Annotated in this window: 14 protein-coding genes and 3 pseudogenes; 9 read left to right on the top strand and 8 right to left on the bottom strand. The window is 69.9% G+C overall.

What is annotated here, in order from left to right; genetic code table 11:
- Positions 1 to 98 precede the first annotated feature (98 nt).
- The 3 genes and pseudogenes from QMK30_RS08735 to QMK30_RS08725 all read left to right on the top strand — a co-directional run.
- Positions 99 to 1,556, top strand: coding sequence for a WGR domain-containing protein (locus QMK30_RS08735; protein WP_283516618.1), 1,458 nt, complete (start codon positions 99 to 101; stop codon positions 1,554 to 1,556).
- A gap of 120 nt (positions 1,557 to 1,676) precedes the next feature.
- A complete protein-coding gene (locus QMK30_RS08730; RefSeq protein ID WP_283516617.1) occupies positions 1,677 to 2,594 on the top strand; it encodes a pseudouridine-5'-phosphate glycosidase in 918 nt (305 codons plus the stop codon).
- Positions 2,595 to 2,674: 80 nt separating this feature from the next.
- A pseudogene (locus QMK30_RS08725) lies at positions 2,675 to 3,205 on the top strand (carbohydrate kinase family protein); the annotation flags it as partial.
- On the opposite strand, the pseudogene QMK30_RS08720 reads toward QMK30_RS08725, so the two are convergent.
- The 3 genes and pseudogenes from QMK30_RS08720 to QMK30_RS08710 all read right to left on the bottom strand — a co-directional run.
- Positions 3,188 to 3,796 (bottom strand): annotated as a pseudogene (locus tag QMK30_RS08720) (nucleoside/nucleotide kinase family protein); the annotation flags it as partial. The pseudogenes QMK30_RS08725 and QMK30_RS08720 sit on opposite strands and share 18 nt — an antisense overlap.
- 52 nt (positions 3,797 to 3,848) lie before the next feature.
- Positions 3,849 to 4,304: a hypothetical protein gene (locus QMK30_RS08715; protein WP_283516616.1), complete on the bottom strand. Its 456-nt coding sequence runs from the start codon at positions 4,302 to 4,304 to the stop codon at positions 3,849 to 3,851.
- Between the two features lie 237 nt (positions 4,305 to 4,541).
- The gene (locus tag QMK30_RS08710) at positions 4,542 to 5,036 is read right to left on the bottom strand and encodes a cupin domain-containing protein (RefSeq protein ID WP_283516615.1); all 495 of its coding nucleotides are present in this window, start codon (positions 5,034 to 5,036) and stop codon (positions 4,542 to 4,544) included.
- Positions 5,037 to 5,202: 166 nt separating this feature from the next.
- Between QMK30_RS08710 and QMK30_RS08705 the strand changes: the two genes are divergently transcribed.
- Positions 5,203 to 5,490, top strand: coding sequence for a hypothetical protein (locus QMK30_RS08705; protein ID WP_283516614.1), 288 nt, complete (start codon positions 5,203 to 5,205; stop codon positions 5,488 to 5,490).
- A gap of 55 nt (positions 5,491 to 5,545) precedes the next feature.
- A complete protein-coding gene (locus QMK30_RS08700) occupies positions 5,546 to 5,923 on the top strand; it encodes a hypothetical protein (RefSeq protein WP_283516613.1) in 378 nt (125 codons plus the stop codon).
- Positions 5,924 to 6,242: 319 nt separating this feature from the next.
- On the opposite strand, the gene QMK30_RS08695 is transcribed toward QMK30_RS08700, so the two are convergent.
- A complete protein-coding gene (locus tag QMK30_RS08695; protein ID WP_283516612.1) occupies positions 6,243 to 6,974 on the bottom strand; it encodes a DUF7873 family protein in 732 nt (243 codons plus the stop codon).
- 144 nt (positions 6,975 to 7,118) lie between these two features.
- Here QMK30_RS08695 and kilB point away from each other — a divergent pair, with 144 nt between their 5' ends.
- Positions 7,119 to 7,577: a plasmid transfer protein KilB gene (kilB, locus tag QMK30_RS08690; protein ID WP_283516611.1), complete on the top strand. Its 459-nt coding sequence runs from the start codon at positions 7,119 to 7,121 to the stop codon at positions 7,575 to 7,577.
- A gap of 202 nt (positions 7,578 to 7,779) precedes the next feature.
- On the opposite strand, the gene QMK30_RS38755 is transcribed toward kilB, so the two are convergent.
- Entirely contained in the window at positions 7,780 to 8,037 is a 258-nt protein-coding gene (locus QMK30_RS38755; protein ID WP_502963096.1) for a hypothetical protein, read from the bottom strand.
- On the opposite strand from QMK30_RS38755, the pseudogene QMK30_RS38750 reads away from it, so the two are divergent.
- Positions 7,981 to 8,160: pseudogene (locus QMK30_RS38750) on the top strand (DUF2293 domain-containing protein); the annotation flags it as partial. The gene QMK30_RS38755 and the pseudogene QMK30_RS38750 overlap by 57 nt on opposite strands.
- Here the strand turns inward: QMK30_RS38750 and QMK30_RS08680 are convergent.
- Entirely contained in the window at positions 8,086 to 9,567 is a 1,482-nt protein-coding gene (locus tag QMK30_RS08680) for an amidohydrolase (protein WP_283516610.1), read from the bottom strand. The pseudogene QMK30_RS38750 and the gene QMK30_RS08680 sit on opposite strands and share 75 nt — an antisense overlap.
- 253 nt (positions 9,568 to 9,820) lie before the next feature.
- Here QMK30_RS08680 and QMK30_RS08675 point away from each other — a divergent pair, with 253 nt between their 5' ends.
- Positions 9,821 to 10,969: a S1 family peptidase gene (locus tag QMK30_RS08675; RefSeq protein WP_283516609.1), complete on the top strand. Its 1,149-nt coding sequence runs from the start codon at positions 9,821 to 9,823 to the stop codon at positions 10,967 to 10,969.
- A gap of 403 nt (positions 10,970 to 11,372) precedes the next feature.
- Positions 11,373 to 13,556 carry a TerD family protein gene (locus QMK30_RS08670; protein ID WP_283516789.1) on the top strand — a complete coding sequence of 728 codons (2,184 nt, stop codon included), beginning with the start codon at positions 11,373 to 11,375 and terminating at the stop codon, positions 13,554 to 13,556.
- 96 nt (positions 13,557 to 13,652) lie between these two features.
- Here QMK30_RS08670 and QMK30_RS08665 read toward each other — a convergent pair whose 3' ends face one another.
- Together QMK30_RS08665 and QMK30_RS08660 are read right to left on the bottom strand one after the other, a co-directional pair.
- The gene (locus QMK30_RS08665; protein ID WP_283516608.1) at positions 13,653 to 14,837 is read right to left on the bottom strand and encodes an SWIM zinc finger family protein; all 1,185 of its coding nucleotides are present in this window, start codon (positions 14,835 to 14,837) and stop codon (positions 13,653 to 13,655) included.
- Positions 14,838 to 14,917: 80 nt separating this feature from the next.
- Positions 14,918 to 17,857 (bottom strand): SCO1167/SCO6262 family helicase, encoded by a 2,940-nt coding sequence (locus tag QMK30_RS08660; RefSeq protein ID WP_502963095.1) that lies wholly within the window; start codon positions 17,855 to 17,857, stop codon positions 14,918 to 14,920.
- Between the last annotated feature and the right edge of the window lie 51 nt (positions 17,858 to 17,908).

Genomic DNA, 17,908 nt, shown 5'->3' with positions numbered 1-17,908 from the left:
GGTTCCGGCCGGCCCCAGGACCCATTGTCAGTGGCTGGCTCTACTTTGGGATCAGTCGAGATCGGCTGCACCGGCCGGTCCTTGGGGAGGGGTGTGCCATGTCTGCTGCCAGGACGCGGGTTTCGCGGGAGACAACCTATCTGGAGCTGTCGCAGGACGACGGTGGGGCGCACAAGTTCTACGAAGTGACCGTCAACGGGCTGACGGTATCGGTGCGTTACGGAAGGATCGGCGCGGACGGCCAGTTGCAGACCTCGACGTTCCCGAGCGTGGAGAAGGCGAAGGCCGCAGCGGCGAAGAAGGTCGGCGAGAAGGTGCGCAAGGGCTACGCACCGGCGGTGCAGGGGCAGCGGGCCGCCCGTGCCGTGTCGCGCCGCCAGGTGACCTCGGCGCCGTCCACGGCCCGTGCGACGGCCCCGGTGCTGTGGCGGTTCCGCACCGGCGCGACGGCCCTCGGCATCCACATCGAGGAGGACCGGTGCTGGGTGGGCAATCAGAACGGCGATGTCTACACCCTGGGTCACGACGGCGAGGTGCTGGCCAGGTATCAGCTGCCCGACGGGGTGAAGTGCCTGGTCGCGGACGATTTCTGGATCTATGCGGGCTGTGACGACGGCAGGGTGTACGACCTTTCGTCGAAGCTGCCGTTCGCGGCGTACGAGATCGCCGAAGACGTCGACATCTTCTGGCTGGACATCCACGAGGGCGTGCTGAACGTCGCGGACCGCAACGGCGGACTGACCGTGATCGACCACGAGGACGAGTTCCAGTGGTCGCGCCGCTCGACGGGCGGCAGCGCCTGGATGGTGCGGGCGGACGAGGAAGCCGTCTACCACGGGCACACGCGCGGGGTCACGGCCTACGCGACCGACGGCAGCGGCGAGTTGTGGCACACAGCCACCACGGGGAACGTGCTGTTCGGCTGGCAGGAGGACACCGCGGTGTACGCGGGCACCGGTCGCCGGGTCGTCGAGCGGCTGTCCAAGGTCTCCGGTCGTATCGAGGCCAGGTACCAGTGCGACTCATCGGTGTACTCCTGCGCCACCTCCCCCGGCGGCCGCTACGTCTTCGCGGGTGACTCGTCCTCGTCCGTGTACTGCTTCAACTCCGACGGCACCCTGCTGTGGAAGCTCGGTACGGGCGGTGGTTCGGCCCTGTCCATGCAGTACCGCGACGAGAAGCTCTACATAGTCACCACCGACGGCTCGCTGGCCTGCATCGACGCGAGCGAGGCAGCGATCTCCGCCGCCCAATCCGGCTCCGTGCCGGTCGCCATGGACATCAAGCAGGCGGCAGCACTGCCCACCTATTTGCCGACGGCGGCCGTCGCGACGGTCAGTGCGGTGCCCGCGCCGGGGGCCGGAGTCGTCGTCGAATGCGTCCAGGAGGGTGGCCGGATGCGGGTCCACGTGGTGTCCGAGGGATATGAGCCGTCGTGGAACGTCCAGTTCCCCCGCTCCATGCGTCAGCTCGGCACACGTTACGTCGTCGACGCGCTGCACACGTCGCAGGGCGGCTTCTACCGGGTGCGGGGCGAGATAAAGCGCCTGGTGTAGGGCGGGCGGACAACCACCCCTCACCAACTGCCTCTGTTCTGCGCATTGTTGTTTGACGGCAGTCTGCTGAGGCTCTGGGGGCGAGGTTTGCTCGTGGCCCGTGTGCGCCAGGGATGGAGCATGTCTGACACCACGCTGCTGCTGTCCGAGGAGGTACGGGAGGCGCTGGACCGGCGCCGTCCCGTGGTCGCCCTGGAATCGACGATCATCGCGCACGGACTGCCGAGCCCGCGCAATCTGCGCGTCGCGGAAGAGCTGGAGGAGGTGGTCCGTACCGCAGGCGCTGTTCCTGCCACTATCGCCGTTCTCGACGGGAGGGCACTTGTCGGGCTGGACAAGTCCCAGCTGGAGCGGGTGGCGAACGACGACTCGGTGCGCAAGCTGGGGCACCGCGATCTCGCACCGGCCCTGGCGGCGGGCGCGAGCGGGGCGACGACCGTGTCGGCGACAGCGTTGCTGGCCGCACGGACGGGGCTGCGGATCTTCGCGACGGGCGGGCTCGGGGGCGTACACCGCGAATGGACCACTACGCAGGACGAGTCGGCGGATCTGGGGCTCCTCGCGCGGACACGGATCACGGTGGTGTGCGCGGGGGTGAAGTCGATCCTCGATGTCCCGGCGACGTTGCAGCGGCTGGAAACGCTCGGGGTCGGCATCCTCGGATACGGCACGGAGTACTTTCCGGGATTTTACCTGAGCAGTTCGGGCGAGCCGGTGGACTGGACGGTGCGTACGCCCGACGAGGTGGTGGCGGTGATGCGGGCCCAGGACGCACTCGGCGGCCCGGAGGCGGCGCTCCTTGTCGCCAACCCCGTGGCGGAGTGCGAGCAACTGGATCCGGCGCTGCACGACCGGGTCCTGGCGGACGCGCTGACCGAGTGCGGTGAACGCGGTATCGCGGGGCAGGGCGTCACACCCTTCCTGCTGGATTACCTGGCTCGGCACAGCGAAGGTGCCTCGCTGGAGGCCAACTTGGCGGCGGTGCGGGGCAACGTACGGCTGGCGGCGGAGATCGCGGTCGCTTGGGCGCCTGCGTGAGTGGCGACGAGACCCCCCACATGAAGGGCGGCGGAGCGAAGGACGACGGCGTGGACAGCGACAATCTGGAGGGCGGCGGCATGGAGGGCCAGGGAATGGGGCGCGGAGGCGCGGACGACGATGCGGTGGGAGGCGGCCTGTTGGTGGTCGGCGATGTGGTGACCGATGTCGTCGCCCGCCATCGTGGGCCTCTGGCGCCCGCGACCGACACGGCGGCCGAGATCAGGACGCTGCCGGGTGGAGCCGGTGCCAACGCCGCTTGCTGGGCCGCGCATTCGGGCCTCTCGGACGTACGGATCCTCGCGCGGGTCGGCGCGGACTCTGCGGCCTGGCACGAGGAGCAGCTCCGGCACGCGGGCGTGCGACCCCATCTCGTCCTCGACGCGGAGGCGCCGACCGGCACCGTGATCTCCCTCGTCGACGCCGGCGCCGAGCGCACGTTCCTCTCCGACAACGGCGCGGCCCTGCGCCTCTCCCCCGCCGACTGGTCTCCGTCCCTTCTCGACGGCGTCGCCCACCTCCACCTCTCCGGGTATCTCTTCTTCTCCGATATGAGCCGGGCGACGGCTCGCCTCGCCCTGCGGGAGGCTCGGGAACACGGGGTGACGGTGCAGGACGTCGGCTGCTTCCGAGGGGCCCACTTCCTCCTCGTAGCGGGCGAATGCCGGCAGGGTCCAGCGCTCGCTCTCGTCGCTGCGCCGCGCCAGGGCGCCGGGCGACAGCCGTACGTGCACGGTCAGGTCGAACGGGAACCAGTGCCCGAGGAGCAGCGGTCCGTGCAGCAACAGCACACCGCCGGGCGGCAACTGTACGTACGGACTGCGCGTGGCCCGGTCGGTGGCCGGGTCCCAGAGGTCGGGAAGGACCCGCCCGCTGCCGTCCGGTTCGAGCGGCGCGAAGACCTCACGCCACAGGGCGCCGGTGTCGAACCAGCCGCTGTAATAGGCGTCCGGGTTCTGCTTGCCGTACTCCAGACGCAGCGAGGCGGGCCGCAGGAAGCCCTCCGTACCGACCACGAGGACCGTGTGACCGCGCAGCCGCAGGGCCTCGGCGAGGTGCTCGGCCACCTCTGCTGTGCGGGCGGCGGGCGCGCCGTCGAAGGCGGCCTTGAGCCACGGGCAGCCGTCGGCCGGTTTCAGTGCGGCGAGGTGGTCGGCGAGGGTGTCGGTCAGGCGATCCCAGGTGATCGCTTCGAACCGCACGGCTACATCGCCCGGGTCATCCGGATCGCCCGGATCACCTGGGGCAACGCGGTCATTCAGGGGCTCCCACGAAGCGGAATGGCACCCCGAGCCGCTGTGCGAGTGCCTGCCCGGCCGCAGTCACGTCCGCCTGCTCGGTCCCCAGGTCGTGCCGGACACGCGCCAGGCAGTGCGTGTCCGCCGGGTCGGCCATGACCGCGAACAGCCGCACGAACCAGCCCTGGTCGTCACTGTGCCAGTCCGCCTCGACGGCCACCGCGGGCGCCGGCAGCGCGGCGACCTCGGTTGCGAGCGTGTCCACGTCGCGCAGCGGCGGGGGGCCGATACGGTCGGCGAGTGCGGCGCTGCGCTCGGCAACGAGGGCCTGGCAGCCGCGGAGACCGGGCCTTGGTTCAACCCCGGAGGAGCGGATGGCGAAGACGGCCTGGACCGATCGCCCCTGGACGACGAGTTCGTCGACGTTCTCGCGTACGGCGGCGGGCAGTGCGGCCCAGAGGTCGGAAGTCATGGAGCCGACCCTAGTCGGAGCCCCCGGGACCGCTTGACCTCGCCACCCGCCTCACACACGTCACCCACGTCTGGCACGCCCTCGTCCGGGGCGCTCACGTCCGAGGCACCCACGTCCGAGGCACCCACCTCGGGCGCGCCACCGGCTCACACACGTCACCCACGTCGGACGCACCCACGTCCCACGTGCCGCCCTACCTGCTTCACGCCCTTCGAGCCCTTGGCGCCTGCTTCGCGCCTACTTCCCCGCCGCGCAAGCCGGTGCGTCCGAGTCGACGGAGAGCGGGCTGCCGGCGGGCAGCATGTAGGTCACGTACAACACGACCGGAGTGCTGCCCAGGTTGCGGCCGATGTGCCGGTGCTCGGCGCCGGAGGGCTCGATGAAGGACTGGCCCGCGGTGGTCCGCTCGACGGAGCAGTTCTGGAGTGTCCGGGTGAGCGTGCCCTGCTGTACGACGGCGATCAGCTGCCCGGTGTGATGGTGCCAGCCGGTGGATCCGCCCGGCGCGATGGTGATCGTGCGTACGACCACATCGACAGGGCCCTTGGTCTTCACCTTCAGCGTCTCGGCGGAGGTACCGGTGGCGAGGACCATGCCGGTCACTCCGCTGCCGGGTGTCGCGAGTGCGGCTGACGGCACCATGCCGAGCGCGGCCGCGCACCCGATCAGGACCATGACCCGGCGCATCGGCCCCTGCCGACCGCCCTGTCCCACAAATTCCTTGAACCTCATCGGAATTCCCCTCAACTCCCGGCGCGGGCAGGGGATCCCGGATCACTCCCCCTGCTGCCGCGACTACCGTCCCCCGCTACCACTGCCGCCGAAATCGCCTCACCGTACCCTGACGATCTGGATGCGGCGATCAGTCGTATCGATCGTTTCTGAGTGGATATCGCGAATGGCCGACCTCACCAGTACCAACTACCTCATCAGCAACACAGACCCCATGTGTTCCATCTGCAACATCCCCATCCACCCCCAGTTCGCCTCCCCGCATCTGATCGAGCAGATCGTGTACGACCGCCTGGACCCGGCTGCCGACCCGGCATGGGAGCCCTCGGGCGCGGCGACCGTCGAGGACTACGGCCGGTGGTGCGGTCATCTGTGCGGCCTGACGTGCCTGTGGATGGGGCTCGGCAGGGCGTCCCAGGCCGCCCCCCGCCCCCTCGCTCTTCGAGCTGCGTGACGGTGCGCTGAAGTACGGGGCATGCACGGAGGACGCGGACGGGGCGATCCACGGCATGATTTACGCCCCGCTGGCAACGTACGCCGAAGAGGCTCACGCTCTTCCCACCACCGTCCACCGCCACCTCGCCCCGGCCGAGATCCTTGAACACCTCGACGAGCGACGGACGGTGATGGCATCCGTCCACTACGAGGTCCGCAACCCGGACTGCCCGGCGCCGGGCAGGCGCGGCCATCTGGTGCTGATCACGGCCCGTACGCCGGACAGCGAGGGTGTCCACTTCCACAAGCCGTCGGGCACAACCCCCGACTCACGGGCGGCAAATCTCCCCCTCGGCGCCTTCGAGCGCTTCTTCGCGGGCCGAGGGGTCTCCCTCGCCGGTCCGCGGAAACACACCGCACACGTCACAAAGGAAGCGGGCCCGGGGGCGTAGCCGGCCCCCGAGCCCTGTTGATGCCACCTGGTTGATGCGCCGCCCGTTGAAGGGACCGGATCAGTCGTAATGTCGCCGCGTCCTGCCTTTGGACCACCGCGGATCGAAGCTCCGCGGGCCGGAATTGAACCGGCATCTCGACGCGCATGGGCCCGGGCCCGGTTGGTACGGCGATCGGCGGCGAATGCTGAGTCTGGAGCAAGAGTCTGAGATTGAACGCGGCCCGAAGCCGGTACCACGCAGTCACGACGAACTTCAGTTTCAGCTTGCGCTCTTCGCGCACCCCCACCGCGCGATGGCGGCAGGGGAGTTGATGAGGCTACCCGAACAGGTAGCCGAAGACAGCGTCGCCCACCCGCTGGTCGGTGACCTCGGCGCCGTTCGCCTCCTCGCGGGCGAACTTAACGGCCTGCTGGAGCTTCTCCACCCGCTCCAGCACGTCGTTCACGCGCCGGGCCGTCAGCGCACCGGAGAACTTGACGGTCGTCCAGTACCCGACCGGAATGTCCTCGTAGTACACCTCGACCTGCGCCGGGTGCTTCTCGGTCGCCTCGGCCTTCACATGGTTGCGCGGCACCTTCTTCGTACGAAGGGTCCGTACCGCGTCCGTCTTCCAGTCGTCGGTCGACGGGTCGAGCGTCCACGCCTCGGAGGCGTCGAGCAGGGGAAGCTTCCGCACGAAGGCGTAGATGTCCGTCAACTGCTTCTCCAGAAACAGCAGATAGGACACAGGCACCGCGCTCACAAGCACCCGACCGTCGACGGTCACATCGGCGCGGGCCTCGCAGTTGGCCCAGTCCTTGGTGGCGGTCACGTCGAAGAGCCTGGTCAGCGTCTTCGCGGTTTCGCGCAGCACGTCCTCGGCCTTGACCTGGACCCGCGTGGACTCGGGCGGAAGCTGCTCGCCCTCTTCGTCCTTCGGCTGATACGTACGCGAGATGCCCGCGAGCAGCGCCGGCTTCTGGAGCCCGTGATGGGCCGCCGTCAGGTCCTGCTGCGCCTTGGACTTGACGCCTTTCTCCACCGCGATGATCTGATTAAGTTTCGCCACAACCATGACGCTAGCAAGATCGCCCGCATGTTCCGAACGATTAATTCGATCAGCCGGACCTTCTGACCACGCCTCCACCCACCTCAACCCATTTGCACCGATTTTCGCGCGTCCGCACCTCAACGCCTCCTGGGAGTAGGCACGATGGGAACAGCACTCGTCGCAGTCTTAGGTACTCTTCTCGGCTCGCTCGCGACGCACTTATTCCAACGTCAGACGGCGGAACGAGCCGCCACTCTCGCCCGCGTCGAGCAGCTCCGCCAGGAGCGGATCTCCGCGTACAGCGCGTTCGCGGGGGCGGTCGTCGACTACCGGCGCGGCCAGAACGATCGCTGGCACCGCAAGACCGAGGCGCCCGGCAGCGAGCAGGCGGAAACGAGCCGCATGGAATCGTACCGATTACGCTCGTCCGCCCATCAGGCTTTGTTTCGGGTCCAGTTGGTGTGCGACGACGGTGCGGCCGTACGGCTGGCATCCTCGGTATTCGAGGCGACGAACTGCATGCACGACGCGACGGACGAGACGGAGCGCGCGACGCGCTCGAGGAACGCGCGCGAGGCGGTGCGCGCGTTCATCGAGGCGGCGGCGCCAGGGGTGCGCTGACATGGCCGGCACCGAGCCACCGGTCGTCGTCGTCCAACCACGCGAACCCCGCCTGCACTGCACCGAATGCCACCACGGCCCGCTCCCCTTCCTCGTCCTGGAGTGCAACGCCCCGCACTGCCTGGACTGCGCGGATCTCGGCCACCTCAGCTACCTCCCGCGCGGCAACGCGGCCCTCACGCGCCGCGCCCGGGAGGCCAGTTCACTGTGGGCGGTCGTCCTGCGCCACAACAGCCGTCGTACGCGTTACGAACGCCAGGGCATCCTCGTCGAGGAGCAGGCACTGCTCCGGGCGGAGGCCGCCTGCCTGGCGGACGCCGATGCCCGCGCCCGCCGCCGCGAACGGGACGCGGCACGCCGCGCGGCCGAGGACGTCCACTTCACCGCCGCCCTCACCGCGGAGATCCTGCGTCTGTTCCCGTCCTGCCCGCCGGTCCGGGCCGAGGCGGTCGGCGCGCACACCTCCCTCCGGGGCAGCGGCCGCGTGGGCCGCAGCGCGGCGGGCCGCTCACTGGACGAGGGCGCGGTGACAGCCGCGGTGCGGGCGGCCGTACGGCACGACGACACGGCGTACGACGCGCTGTTGATGAGCGGCGAACGACGCAACGAGGCGCGGGGGCGGGTGGCGGGTGAGGTCGTAACCCTCCGCGCGGTAGTCCTGGATACTCCGGTCGGCGCGACGCTTGACCAACTCAGTTATTCTTCCAGCCAGTTCACCAACAATCGCGGGCACATCGAGAGTGGGCAGCCGCCGGTCCCTCATGAGAACGCGCCCGTCGACGATGGTGGTCAGCACATCGCTGGAGCGCGCTTTGGGCACCAGGGGTGCGGCGATGTCGTGCAGTGGCTGGGTGTGGGGCCCGGTGAGGTCCACCAGGATCAGATCGGCCCGGCGCCCGGGCGTGAGCGCCCCCACTACACCCTCCAGCCCAATGGCGCGGGCGCTCTGACGAGTCGCGTGGTCAAGTGCCTGCCGGGCGGTCATCCAGGTCGGATCGGCCTCGACGGACTTCTGCACCAGCGCGATGAGGGTCATGCTCTCCCATACGTCAAGGGTGTTGCTCGAGGCGGCGCCGTCGGTCGCCAGACCGACCGGGATCCCGATGGAGCGCAGCGCGCGGATGGGCGTGGTGCCCCAGCCGAACTTCAGGTACCCCTTGGGAGCAGTGGCGACGGCAATGCGCCCGCTGCTGCCTTGCAGCATCGCCAGGTCCTCGCGCCTGATGCCGGTGCCGTGCGCGACGAGCAGGCCCACATCCAACAGCCCTGCACGTGCGAGCACTTGGATGGGAGAGACCCCGTAGCGCTCAAGACTGCTGTCCGTCTGCGCCTGGTTCTCGGCGGCATGAATATGGACGAGAAGCCTGTGCTCGCGAGCGAGTTCGGCGGTGGCCGCCAGATCGGAGTCGTCGACGGTGTACGGCGCATGGGGAGTCAGCGAAGTGGTGATCCGCCCACCGGCCGCGCCCCGCAGCCGCAGCGCGAAGTCCAGTGACCGCTCACGCCCTTCGGCTCCCTGGCTGGAGAAGTAGGCGGAGCCGAGGTTGGCCCGCAGCCCACTCGCGGTGACCGCGGCGGCGACCCGGTCCATGGCGAAGTAGTGGTCGGCGAAGGAGGTGACACCACCACGGATCACCTCGGCGCAGGCCAGCACCGCACCCAGTTCGACCACGGGGTCGGTGAGGTTGCTCTCGATGGGCCAGATCCAGTCGTTGAACCACTCCTCGGCCGCCATGTCCTCCGCGATGCCCCGCAGCGCCACCATCGGCGTGTGGGTATGACAGTTGATGAACCCGGGCATGGCGAGCTGCCATCGCGCGTCGATCCGCTCGGCGGACGGCAGACCGACAGCGTCCCGGGCGGACGTAATGGCCTGGATGACTCCGTCACGTACGACGACGGCGGAGTCCGCGACGAAGTCGAACCGGCCGCCCTCGCCCGCGCCGGGCAACATGGCAATACAGCCTGCAACAACAAGGTCGGCGGGCATCCAGCGCCTCCTCAGTTCACCCTGTTCAGGGTCCTACCCCAGACAGGATCAAAAAACGGGACCCTGAACAGGCCCTCATCGGTACGTGATTCAGCCTCCACCATGGGGCCTGCCGTCATTGGCATGGACCTGCTCGGCTCACTCGGCTACGCTCCGGCCCGGGTGGAAAATGAGAGCGCTCTCATCCGCCTGATCGCTCTCATCCGCCTGCTGTTCCGCCCCACGCTGCTGGAACGACAGAAGGGCCAATGCCTTGAGACGCACCACAGCCATACGCACCGGTCTGTCCGTGATCCTCCTCCTCGGTACCTGGGCAACCGCCGGGCTCGTCCCGGCCACTGCCGCAGTACCGGAACCGACCGCCACCCCCCAGGCTTCCACCGGTCTACTCACCGCCATGCAGAAGGACTTGGGTCTGACGCAGAGCCAGGCCAAGGCAACGCTGAAGGCGGAGAAGACGGCAACCGCTCTTGAAGGCGACGCGCGGCGCGCCGCGGGAGCGTCGTACGGCGGATCCTGGTTCGACGCGGACAGCGGAAGGCTGACCGTCGCCGTCAACAGCGCGGAAAGGGCCGACGACGTACGGGCTACAGGCGCCGCCGTCCGACTCGTCACACACAGCGCGAAGGAGCTCGACGCCGTCAAGAAGCGGATCGACTCGCTCTCCGCGCCGGCCGGGGTGAGCAGTTGGCATGTGGACCCCAAGGCCGGTCGGGTCGTGCTGAACATCGTCGCCTCGGCGCAGGACGACAACGGTGTCCAGAAGTTCGTCGAGCGGGCCCGAAAGGCCGGACCTGTGAAGGTCGAGAAGACCTCCCAGGCCCCGACCACCTTCGCCGCCGGGACCGTGGGCGGTGACCCGTACTACACGGGGAACGTCCGTTGCTCCATCGGCTTCTCCGTGCACGGCGGCTTCGTCACGGCCGGACACTGCGGGTCGGCGGGGGCCTCCGTGCGCGGGTGGGACAACTCGGCCATCGGCAACTTCCAGGGCTCGTCCTTCCCGGGCAACGACTACGCCTGGGTGAGCGTCGGCAGCGGCTGGTGGACCGTCCCGGTGGTCCTCGGCTGGGGCGCGGTCCCCGACCAACTGGTCCGCGGCTCCGCCGAGGCCCCCATCGGCGCCTCGGTCTGCCGGTCCGGCTCCACGACGCACTGGCACTGCGGCAGGGTCCTGGCCAAGAACGAGACCGTCAACTACAGCCAGGGCGCCGTCCATCAGATGACCAAGACCAGCGTCTGCGCCCAGGGTGGCGACTCGGGCGGCTCCTTCATCAGCGGGGACCAGGCACAGGGGGTGACCTCCGGCGGCTGGGGCAACTGCAGCAGCGGCGGCGAGACCTGGCACCAGCCGATCAACGAGATCCTCGGCCGGTACGGCCTGAGACTGCACACGGCCTGAGGTACACAGCGCCTGAGGTTACACACGACCTAACGGCCCGACCGTCTGACCGCCTGACCGCCTGATGAAAGACCCTGCGAGCACCCCCCACGGGCACCCGTCGCGACAAGGGGCCGGCCAAGTCCGGTCCCCCTCCCCTTGTCGCGGCGGGTTTTCCCTTTCCCGCGACCCGCCGCCGTCTTCTTTCCGCTGCCCGCCGCCGGGCTTGCGCAGCCGCAACCCAACAGCCTCACCAGATACCCCCCGAGTGCCATTTACCGATACGGGCGGAATGGCCTTCCGTGCCTGGATAGGCTCCACCTCACGCTCCTGAGGGGGAGCCTCATCTCATCGTTCGAGGGAGGGCACACGGCCTGCCGTCCAGCCTTGCGCTCCGGCCTGTGGGGGGTCTTCCGTGCACGAAATGGTCAAGGGTTCCAACGTCGGCGTCGGCACACTCAGCGACAACGCCGACTCCGTCATCATCAGTCTGAGCTGGAGCAGCCCGAGTGGCGAAGGTGATGCCGATGTCTCTGTGCTGCTGCTCGGCGGGAACGGCAAAGTTCGCCACAACGAAGACTTCTTCTTCTACAACAATCCCGCCGCGTCGGACGGCAGCGTGCAACTCCTGGGGCTCACGCCCACGGAGAACGGCACTGAGGACCGGATCAGACTCGATCTCTCCGTCCTGCCCGCCGATATCGACCGTGTCGTCATCGCCGCGAGCCGCCATCAGCGAGCGGCATTCGGCGAGTTGGAGAACATCCGGCTCGTACTCACCGACGGCAGCGGTGAGGGTGTCCTCGGCTTCTCCATCATGGATGCGAGCGTGGAGAGCGCTTTCGTGTTCGGTGAGGTGTACCGGCGCAACGACGCGTGGAAGTTTCGCGCCGTGGGGCAGGGGTACGAAACCGGGCTCGCGGGGCTGGCGACCGACTACGGCATCGAGATCGACGAGGACGACGATCAGGACACCCAGACTCAGGACGCCGAAGCGCAGGACACCGAGGCTCAAGGCACCGAAACCGCGGTGCAGTCGGGTGCTGAGACCGCTTCGACGGCGGAAGCGGTGCGTGCGGAACCCGTGCGCGCGGAAGCCACCCGTATGGAACCAACCCGTTCGGAACCCGCACATGCTGGGCCGATCGTCGGCGCCCCGGCAGGCGTGGTGCCGTCGGCCACCGTCCCGGCCCAACCCGTAGCTCGGTCCGTACCGGAGCCGGTTCCGGCCCCGGCCCCCGCGAAGCGTCTGCGCACCGCGAAGAAGAGGATCGTCCCGCCCAAAGTCGCTAAGCCCTCGCTCGCCGAGAACGACTCCTGGCACAGCGCACGGCTGTTCCCCGCGTCCTCACTGAAGAGCGACCACGAACGCGAGGTGCGGGCGACCTCCATCCTGCTGTCCATCATGGCCCAGGTCCCCAAGTTCGGGCATCGCCTCACCGCCGGTTTCGGCGCACCCGCCGGCCGCATGGAAACCTTCACCGAGGTCTCCCTGCCGAACGGGGACTCCCCGAGGCGCCCGGACGGCGTCATCCGGGTCGAACGTGCGGGCAAACTGTGGACCGCCCTGGTGGAAACCAAGACCAACGGCAACCCTCTCAAGGCCGAGCAGATCCAGGCCTACATGGACATAGCGGCCCGGCGCGGATACGAAGCCGTCATCACGCTCTCCAACGATGTGGCTCTGGAGGGCAGCCCACTGGTCGATGTCAGGATCGACGGCCGCCGCAAGCACAAGGTCGCCCTCTGGCACCTGTCCTGGGCCGAAGTCACCCACCAGGCCCAGATGTTGATCAACCACGAAGGCGTCCGCCACGAGTCGCAGGCCTGGCTCCTGCGCGAGCTCCTCCACTACCTCCAGCACGACAACTCCGGGTGCCACGGCTTCCAGAACATGGGCCCGGCGTGGGTCCCCGTACGCAGGGGGATCGACGAGGAGACCCTGTGCACCGGGGACGCCCGCACTGTTCTCGTCGTGGAGAGCTGGGAGCGGCTGATTCGGCAGGTGTGCCTGCGGCTCGGTGGTGAGATCGGTGAGAAGGTCGTTCCCGTCCAGCGCGCCAGGCGCGGCACGGACCCCCGCTCGCGCCGGATCGCACTCGCGGACCGTCTCTGCGAGGACGGGCTGCTGCACGCGGAGGTCCGGATCGAGGGGGCACCGGGCATTCTGTTGATCACGGCCGACCTCCGGTTGAGCAGGCTCCGGACCTCCATCGAGATCCCCGCTCCGGAGCTGGGATACCCCCTCACCTGGGTTAAACGGCTGGTGAAGCAGTTGGGTGAAGCGCCGGCGGATCTGCACGTCCAGACACTCGTCGAGGGCGACGGGACCGGGCCACGCAGCACGCTGGAGAAGCTGCGACCCGAACCCGGCGATCTCCTGCCGAAGGACAGCAGCCAGATCACCGGCTTCCGCCTGTCGCTCTCCAAGGGGATCGGCAGCACGCGGGGCAACGCGGAGTCGGGGTTCATCCGCAGTGTGGATTCCGCTGTCGACCGTTTCTACTCGAGCGTGGTCACACAGGTGGTGGCACAAGCACAAGCACAGGGGGAGAAGCGAACGACTCAGCGCAGCCGAGGCACTGCCACGGTCGGCGTCTCGGCCTGACCTCAGGCCAGGTCCCGGTCCCCCGCACTTCCCCCTAAGTCTCTTGCATCGCGTACGTCTCCTACGTCTCGTACGCCTCTGCTCGTACGCCGTCCCTCAGTCGTCCAACAGTGCGCTGAGCGCGCCCACCGGGTCCGCGTCCGGAATGCCCGTCGGCCACCAGTCGTCCGTGCCCGGGTCCGATTCGTACGGGTACCAGCGGTCGTCGTGGCCGAGCCGGAGCTGGATGCCTCGCTCCGCGTCGCTGAGGCGGTTGCGGTGGGGGCGCAGGCGGGGGAGGCGCGCGGCGGCCAGGGCAGGCCCGGCCCGGTCGAAAGGGCCCGCCGGGGGGTCCCAGGGCACTTCCAGGACCGCCAGACCCTGGCGGCCTCCCTGCTGCCAGGCCGCTACCGCGCGGGCCAGGTCGGTGGGGGTGCGGCCGGTCGCGGACGCGAGGGCGGCGTACAGGCTGCGGGTGGCGGCGGTGAGGCCCGAGCCGGGCTGAGCGGCGGCCAGCCGGACCGCGTCCTGCCACGGGCTGAGCGGGGCAATGGGGTCCTCACCCGTGGTGAGCAGGGTGTGGGCGCGGGCCGCGGCGTCCGTCACCAGGAGGTCCAGGGCGAGCGGGTCCGGGGCGCCCCGCGAACCGGGGTACGCCGCCGAGGCGTGGCCGGGGTGCACGGGCACCGGCAGCGGACCCGGGAGCGCCGGGAGCGTGCGCGGGGTCAGGGCGGTGGCAGCCGGGACTCCGGGGAAGGGCGGCGGTGCGGGCTTTTCGCGGGCCGAGTGGGCCGCGTTGCGGCGGGCGAGGTCGTCGAGGAGGTCGCGCTCGGCCCGGCCGCGCATCAGCAACAGGACGAACGGGTCGCTGTCCAGGAGGCGGGCGGTCTCGTAGCAGAGGGCGGCGGCGTGCTTGCAGGGGTGGCCGTGGTCCGGGCAGGAGCAGGACGGGGCCAGATCTCCCGGGACGGGCAGCAGGTCCACGCCTGCCTCGGCCGCCGACTCCACCAGGGAGTGCGGCATGTCCTTGTCGAGGAGCGCCGCCATGTGGCCTGGGTCGGCCGCCGCCGTGGTCAGGAAGCGGTCCCAGTCGTCGTCGGACAGTGCGCGGAGGCGAATCTCCGTACGGTACGGGCGGGGTCTGCTGCCGCGTACGTAGGTGATGATCCGACCCGGCGCGACACTGATCGCGCCCACGTTGCCCTCGCTGGCGTAACTGCGGCCGCGGGCCAGGCGGGCCGGGTCCAGGGAGAGCGCTTCGAGGGCCTCGATCCAGGCACCGCCCCACCAGCTGACGCTCATGCTCCCACTCCCACGCCCGCTTCCCTTTCCCCTTCCACTCCCGCTTCCCCTTCCACCGACGCTTGAGGCCGCTCCCGTGCTCATGCGGGCCTCCGCAGGGAGACCAGGTCCGCCAGCTCGCGGTCGGTGAGCTCGGTGAGGGCGGCCTCTCCGCTGCCGCCGAGAACCGCGTCCGCCAACGCCCGCTTGGAGGCGATCAGTTCGGCGATGCGGTCCTCCACCGTGCCTTCCGCGATCAAGCGGTGCACCTGCACCGGCTGGGTCTGGCCGATGCGATAGGCACGGTCGGTGGCCTGATCCTCCACGGCCGGGTTCCACCAGCGGTCGTAGTGGATGACATGGGCGGCCCTGGTGAGGTTCAGGCCGGTGCCCGCTGCTTTGAGCGAGAGCAGGAAGACGGGAACCTCGGCCGACTGGAAGCGGTCCACCATTTCCTCGCGCTGCGCGATGGGCGTTCCACCGTGCAGGAGTTGGGCGCCGACGGCTCGGGCCGCCAGGTGGTCGGCGAGGATGCGGGCCATCGTCACGTACTGGGTGAAGATCAGGACGGAGCCGCCCTCCGACAGGATCGTGTCGAGGAGCTCGTCGAGCAGTTCGAGCTTCCCGGAGCGGTCGGCGAGGCGCCTGGTGTCCTCCTTCAGATACTGCGCCGGGTGGTTGCAGATCTGTTTGAGGGAGGACAGGAGTTTCATGACGAGGCCGCGGCGCGCGATGCCTTCCGATGCCTCGATGACCGCCATGGATTCACGGACGGCCGCTTCATAGAGCGAGGCCTGCTCGCGGGTGAGCGAGACGGCGTGGTCGGTCTCCGTCTTCGGCGGCAGCTCGGGCACGATGCCCGGGTCGGACTTCTTGCGGCGCAGGAGGAACGGGCGGACCAGGCGGGCAAGACGCTCGGAGGCATCCTGGTCCTCGCCGCTCTCGACCAGACGCGCGTGCCGGGCGCGGAAGGACTTGAGCGGGCCGAGCAGCCCCGGGGTGGTCCAGTCGAGGAGGGCCCACAGCTCGGAGAGGTTGTTCTCCACAGGGGTGCCCGTCAGGGCGATACGGGCGGGGGCGGGGATGGTGCGCAGTGCCTTGGCAGTGGACGAGTACGGGTTCTTGACGTGCTGCGCCTCGTCGGCGACGACCATCCCCCAGGCCTGAGTGGCGAGCTCGGGTGCGCTCGTACGCATCGTCCCGTACGTCGTGAGGACGAAGCCGCCGTCGAGAGGGTCGAGGTCGTCGAGGGTGCGCGTCGTGCCGTGGAAGCGGCGGACCGGGACGCCGGGCGCGAAGCGGGTGATCTCGCGCTGCCAGTTGCCCAGGAGGGAGGCGGGGCAGACCACGAGGGTGGGCTCGGGGCGGGCACGGCGCAGATGCAGCGCGATGACCGTGATCGTCTTGCCCAGGCCCATGTCGTCGGCGAGACAGCCGCCCAGGCCGAGCGAGGTCATCTGGTCCAGCCAGGCGAGACCGTGCAGCTGGTAGTCGCGCAAGGTGGCGTGGAGGCCGACGGGCTGGGCGATCGGCAGGGCGCCGGCCGCCGGGTCACCGGCTTCGGCGATCAGGCGGTTACGGACTGCGGCCAGGGTGCCGACGGGGATCGCGTCGACCTGCTCGCCGTCCACCTCCGCACTGCCGGTGAGAGCCACGACGAGCGCGTCGACCGGGGCCAGCAGGCCCAACTCCCGCTTGCGCGCCTTGCGTACGAGCGCCGGGTCGACCACCACCCACTGGTCGCGAAGCCGCACGATCGGGCGGTGCGCCTCGGCGAGCGTGTCCATGTCGGACTCGCTGAGCTCCTCGCCACCGAGCGCCAACTGCCAGCTGAAGGCGAACAGCTCCTGCGCGTCGAAGAAGGACGTGCCGTCGGTCGCCGAGCCGGGGGCGGCGCGCACCACCGCGGTCGCCGTGAGCGTACGGGCCAGCTCCCTGGGCCAGTGGACGGATACGCCCGCCTCGGCGAGCCTGGCCGCCGCCGGACCGAGCAGCTCGTACAGCTCGTCCTCCGACAGAGGCAGTACGTCGGGAACGGAGCGCTCCAGGAGCCGCCCGAGCGGCGGCCAGACACGCGCCGCCCGGCGCAGCGCCAGCACCGCGTCGATCCTGGACCGCGGGCCGAAGCCGTCGCTTCCCCCGCCCGCCCACAGCGCGGCGGCGTCGATGACATGGGTGGGGTCGGCCAGGCTGTGCACCTGGACCAGGGCGGTGCCGGCGCGGCGCTTCACGGCGGCATCGGCGACCTCTCTGTCCGCGTCGAACCCACTCGAGTCCTGACCGGCCGCATCATGACCGGCTGCCGTGTCCGCGTCGTCCGCACCCCCGTCGAAGAGCTCGAACTGGGACAGGTCCAGACGCAGCGATACGCGCACCCCCGCGTCCATCCCGGACGCGACCTCCGCCGCCCACTCCCGCAGGCCCGGCAGATGCTGGGCGGCGCGCGCCGCGAAGGGCGCGCCCACCGCGAACGCCGCCGAAGGGGTCCGGGGCAGCGTGTCCGCGACCGCGTCGAGGAACGCCTTCACCAGCGCCTCGGGCTCGGGGAGCTGGAGCGGCGCACGGCCGGGGAGCGGCACCGCGTGCGCCTCGGCGGGCATGGCCGCCGCGATGGCCCGCACCTGCGCGATGTCGTCGGCATCGAGTGGCCCGGCCCGCCAGGCGTCGTGGTCGCCCACGGTCAGACCGGGCAACAGCCGGGCCCGCGCGGTCAGGTGCAGCGCGTGCAGCGAGGCGGCGCCCCAGCAGCGGGCGGCGGGGTGGGCCGCCGGGTCCTGCCGGGCGCGGGCCAGCAGCGGCAGCGCTTCGGTGAGGGACATGAGCACGGCGGGAACGGCACGGCGGCGGACGGTGGTGCCGTGGCGGCGGACGACCGTGATCTCGGCGGTCGCGCCGGGCAGCGCGTCGCCCTCCGGGTCCCAGAAGGCGACCTTGCCGTCACGCGGCAGCTCGGCGGGCAGGAAGACGGCGGCAGCACGCCGGGCCGAAGCGAGGAAAGCGGGCGCGCGCGGGGCCCCCGATGGCTGCTGCGCGCTGTCCACGTCGACTCCCCCGCCCCACTCGTGTGCTTGTGTCCCTGTACACGTGCGAGT

This window comes from Streptomyces sp. H27-C3 (genome assembly GCF_030063415.1).
GTDB lineage: Bacteria > Actinomycetota > Actinomycetes > Streptomycetales > Streptomycetaceae > Streptomyces.
This window is presented reverse-complemented; position numbering and strand designations above follow the sequence as displayed.

Excerpts from the sequence above, each read along its gene's own strand:
- QMK30_RS08700 (WP_283516613.1), top strand. The coding sequence starts at position 5,546 with ATGATTTACGCCCCGCTGGCAACGTACGCCGAAGAGGCTCACGCTCTT.
- QMK30_RS08730 (WP_283516617.1), top strand. The coding sequence starts at position 1,677 with ATGTCTGACACCACGCTGCTGCTGTCCGAGGAGGTACGGGAGGCGCTG.
- QMK30_RS08735 (WP_283516618.1), top strand. The coding sequence starts at position 99 with ATGTCTGCTGCCAGGACGCGGGTTTCGCGGGAGACAACCTATCTGGAG.
- QMK30_RS08705 (WP_283516614.1), top strand. The coding sequence starts at position 5,203 with ATGGCCGACCTCACCAGTACCAACTACCTCATCAGCAACACAGACCCC.
- QMK30_RS08665 (WP_283516608.1), bottom strand. The coding sequence starts at position 14,837 with ATGAGCGTCAGCTGGTGGGGCGGTGCCTGGATCGAGGCCCTCGAAGCG.
- QMK30_RS08710 (WP_283516615.1), bottom strand. The coding sequence starts at position 5,036 with ATGAGGTTCAAGGAATTTGTGGGACAGGGCGGTCGGCAGGGGCCGATG.
- QMK30_RS08680 (WP_283516610.1), bottom strand. The coding sequence starts at position 9,567 with ATGCCCGCCGACCTTGTTGTTGCAGGCTGTATTGCCATGTTGCCCGGC.
- QMK30_RS08670 (WP_283516789.1), top strand. The coding sequence starts at position 11,373 with ATGGTCAAGGGTTCCAACGTCGGCGTCGGCACACTCAGCGACAACGCC.
- QMK30_RS08715 (WP_283516616.1), bottom strand. The coding sequence starts at position 4,304 with ATGACTTCCGACCTCTGGGCCGCACTGCCCGCCGCCGTACGCGAGAAC.
- kilB (WP_283516611.1), top strand. The coding sequence starts at position 7,119 with ATGGGAACAGCACTCGTCGCAGTCTTAGGTACTCTTCTCGGCTCGCTC.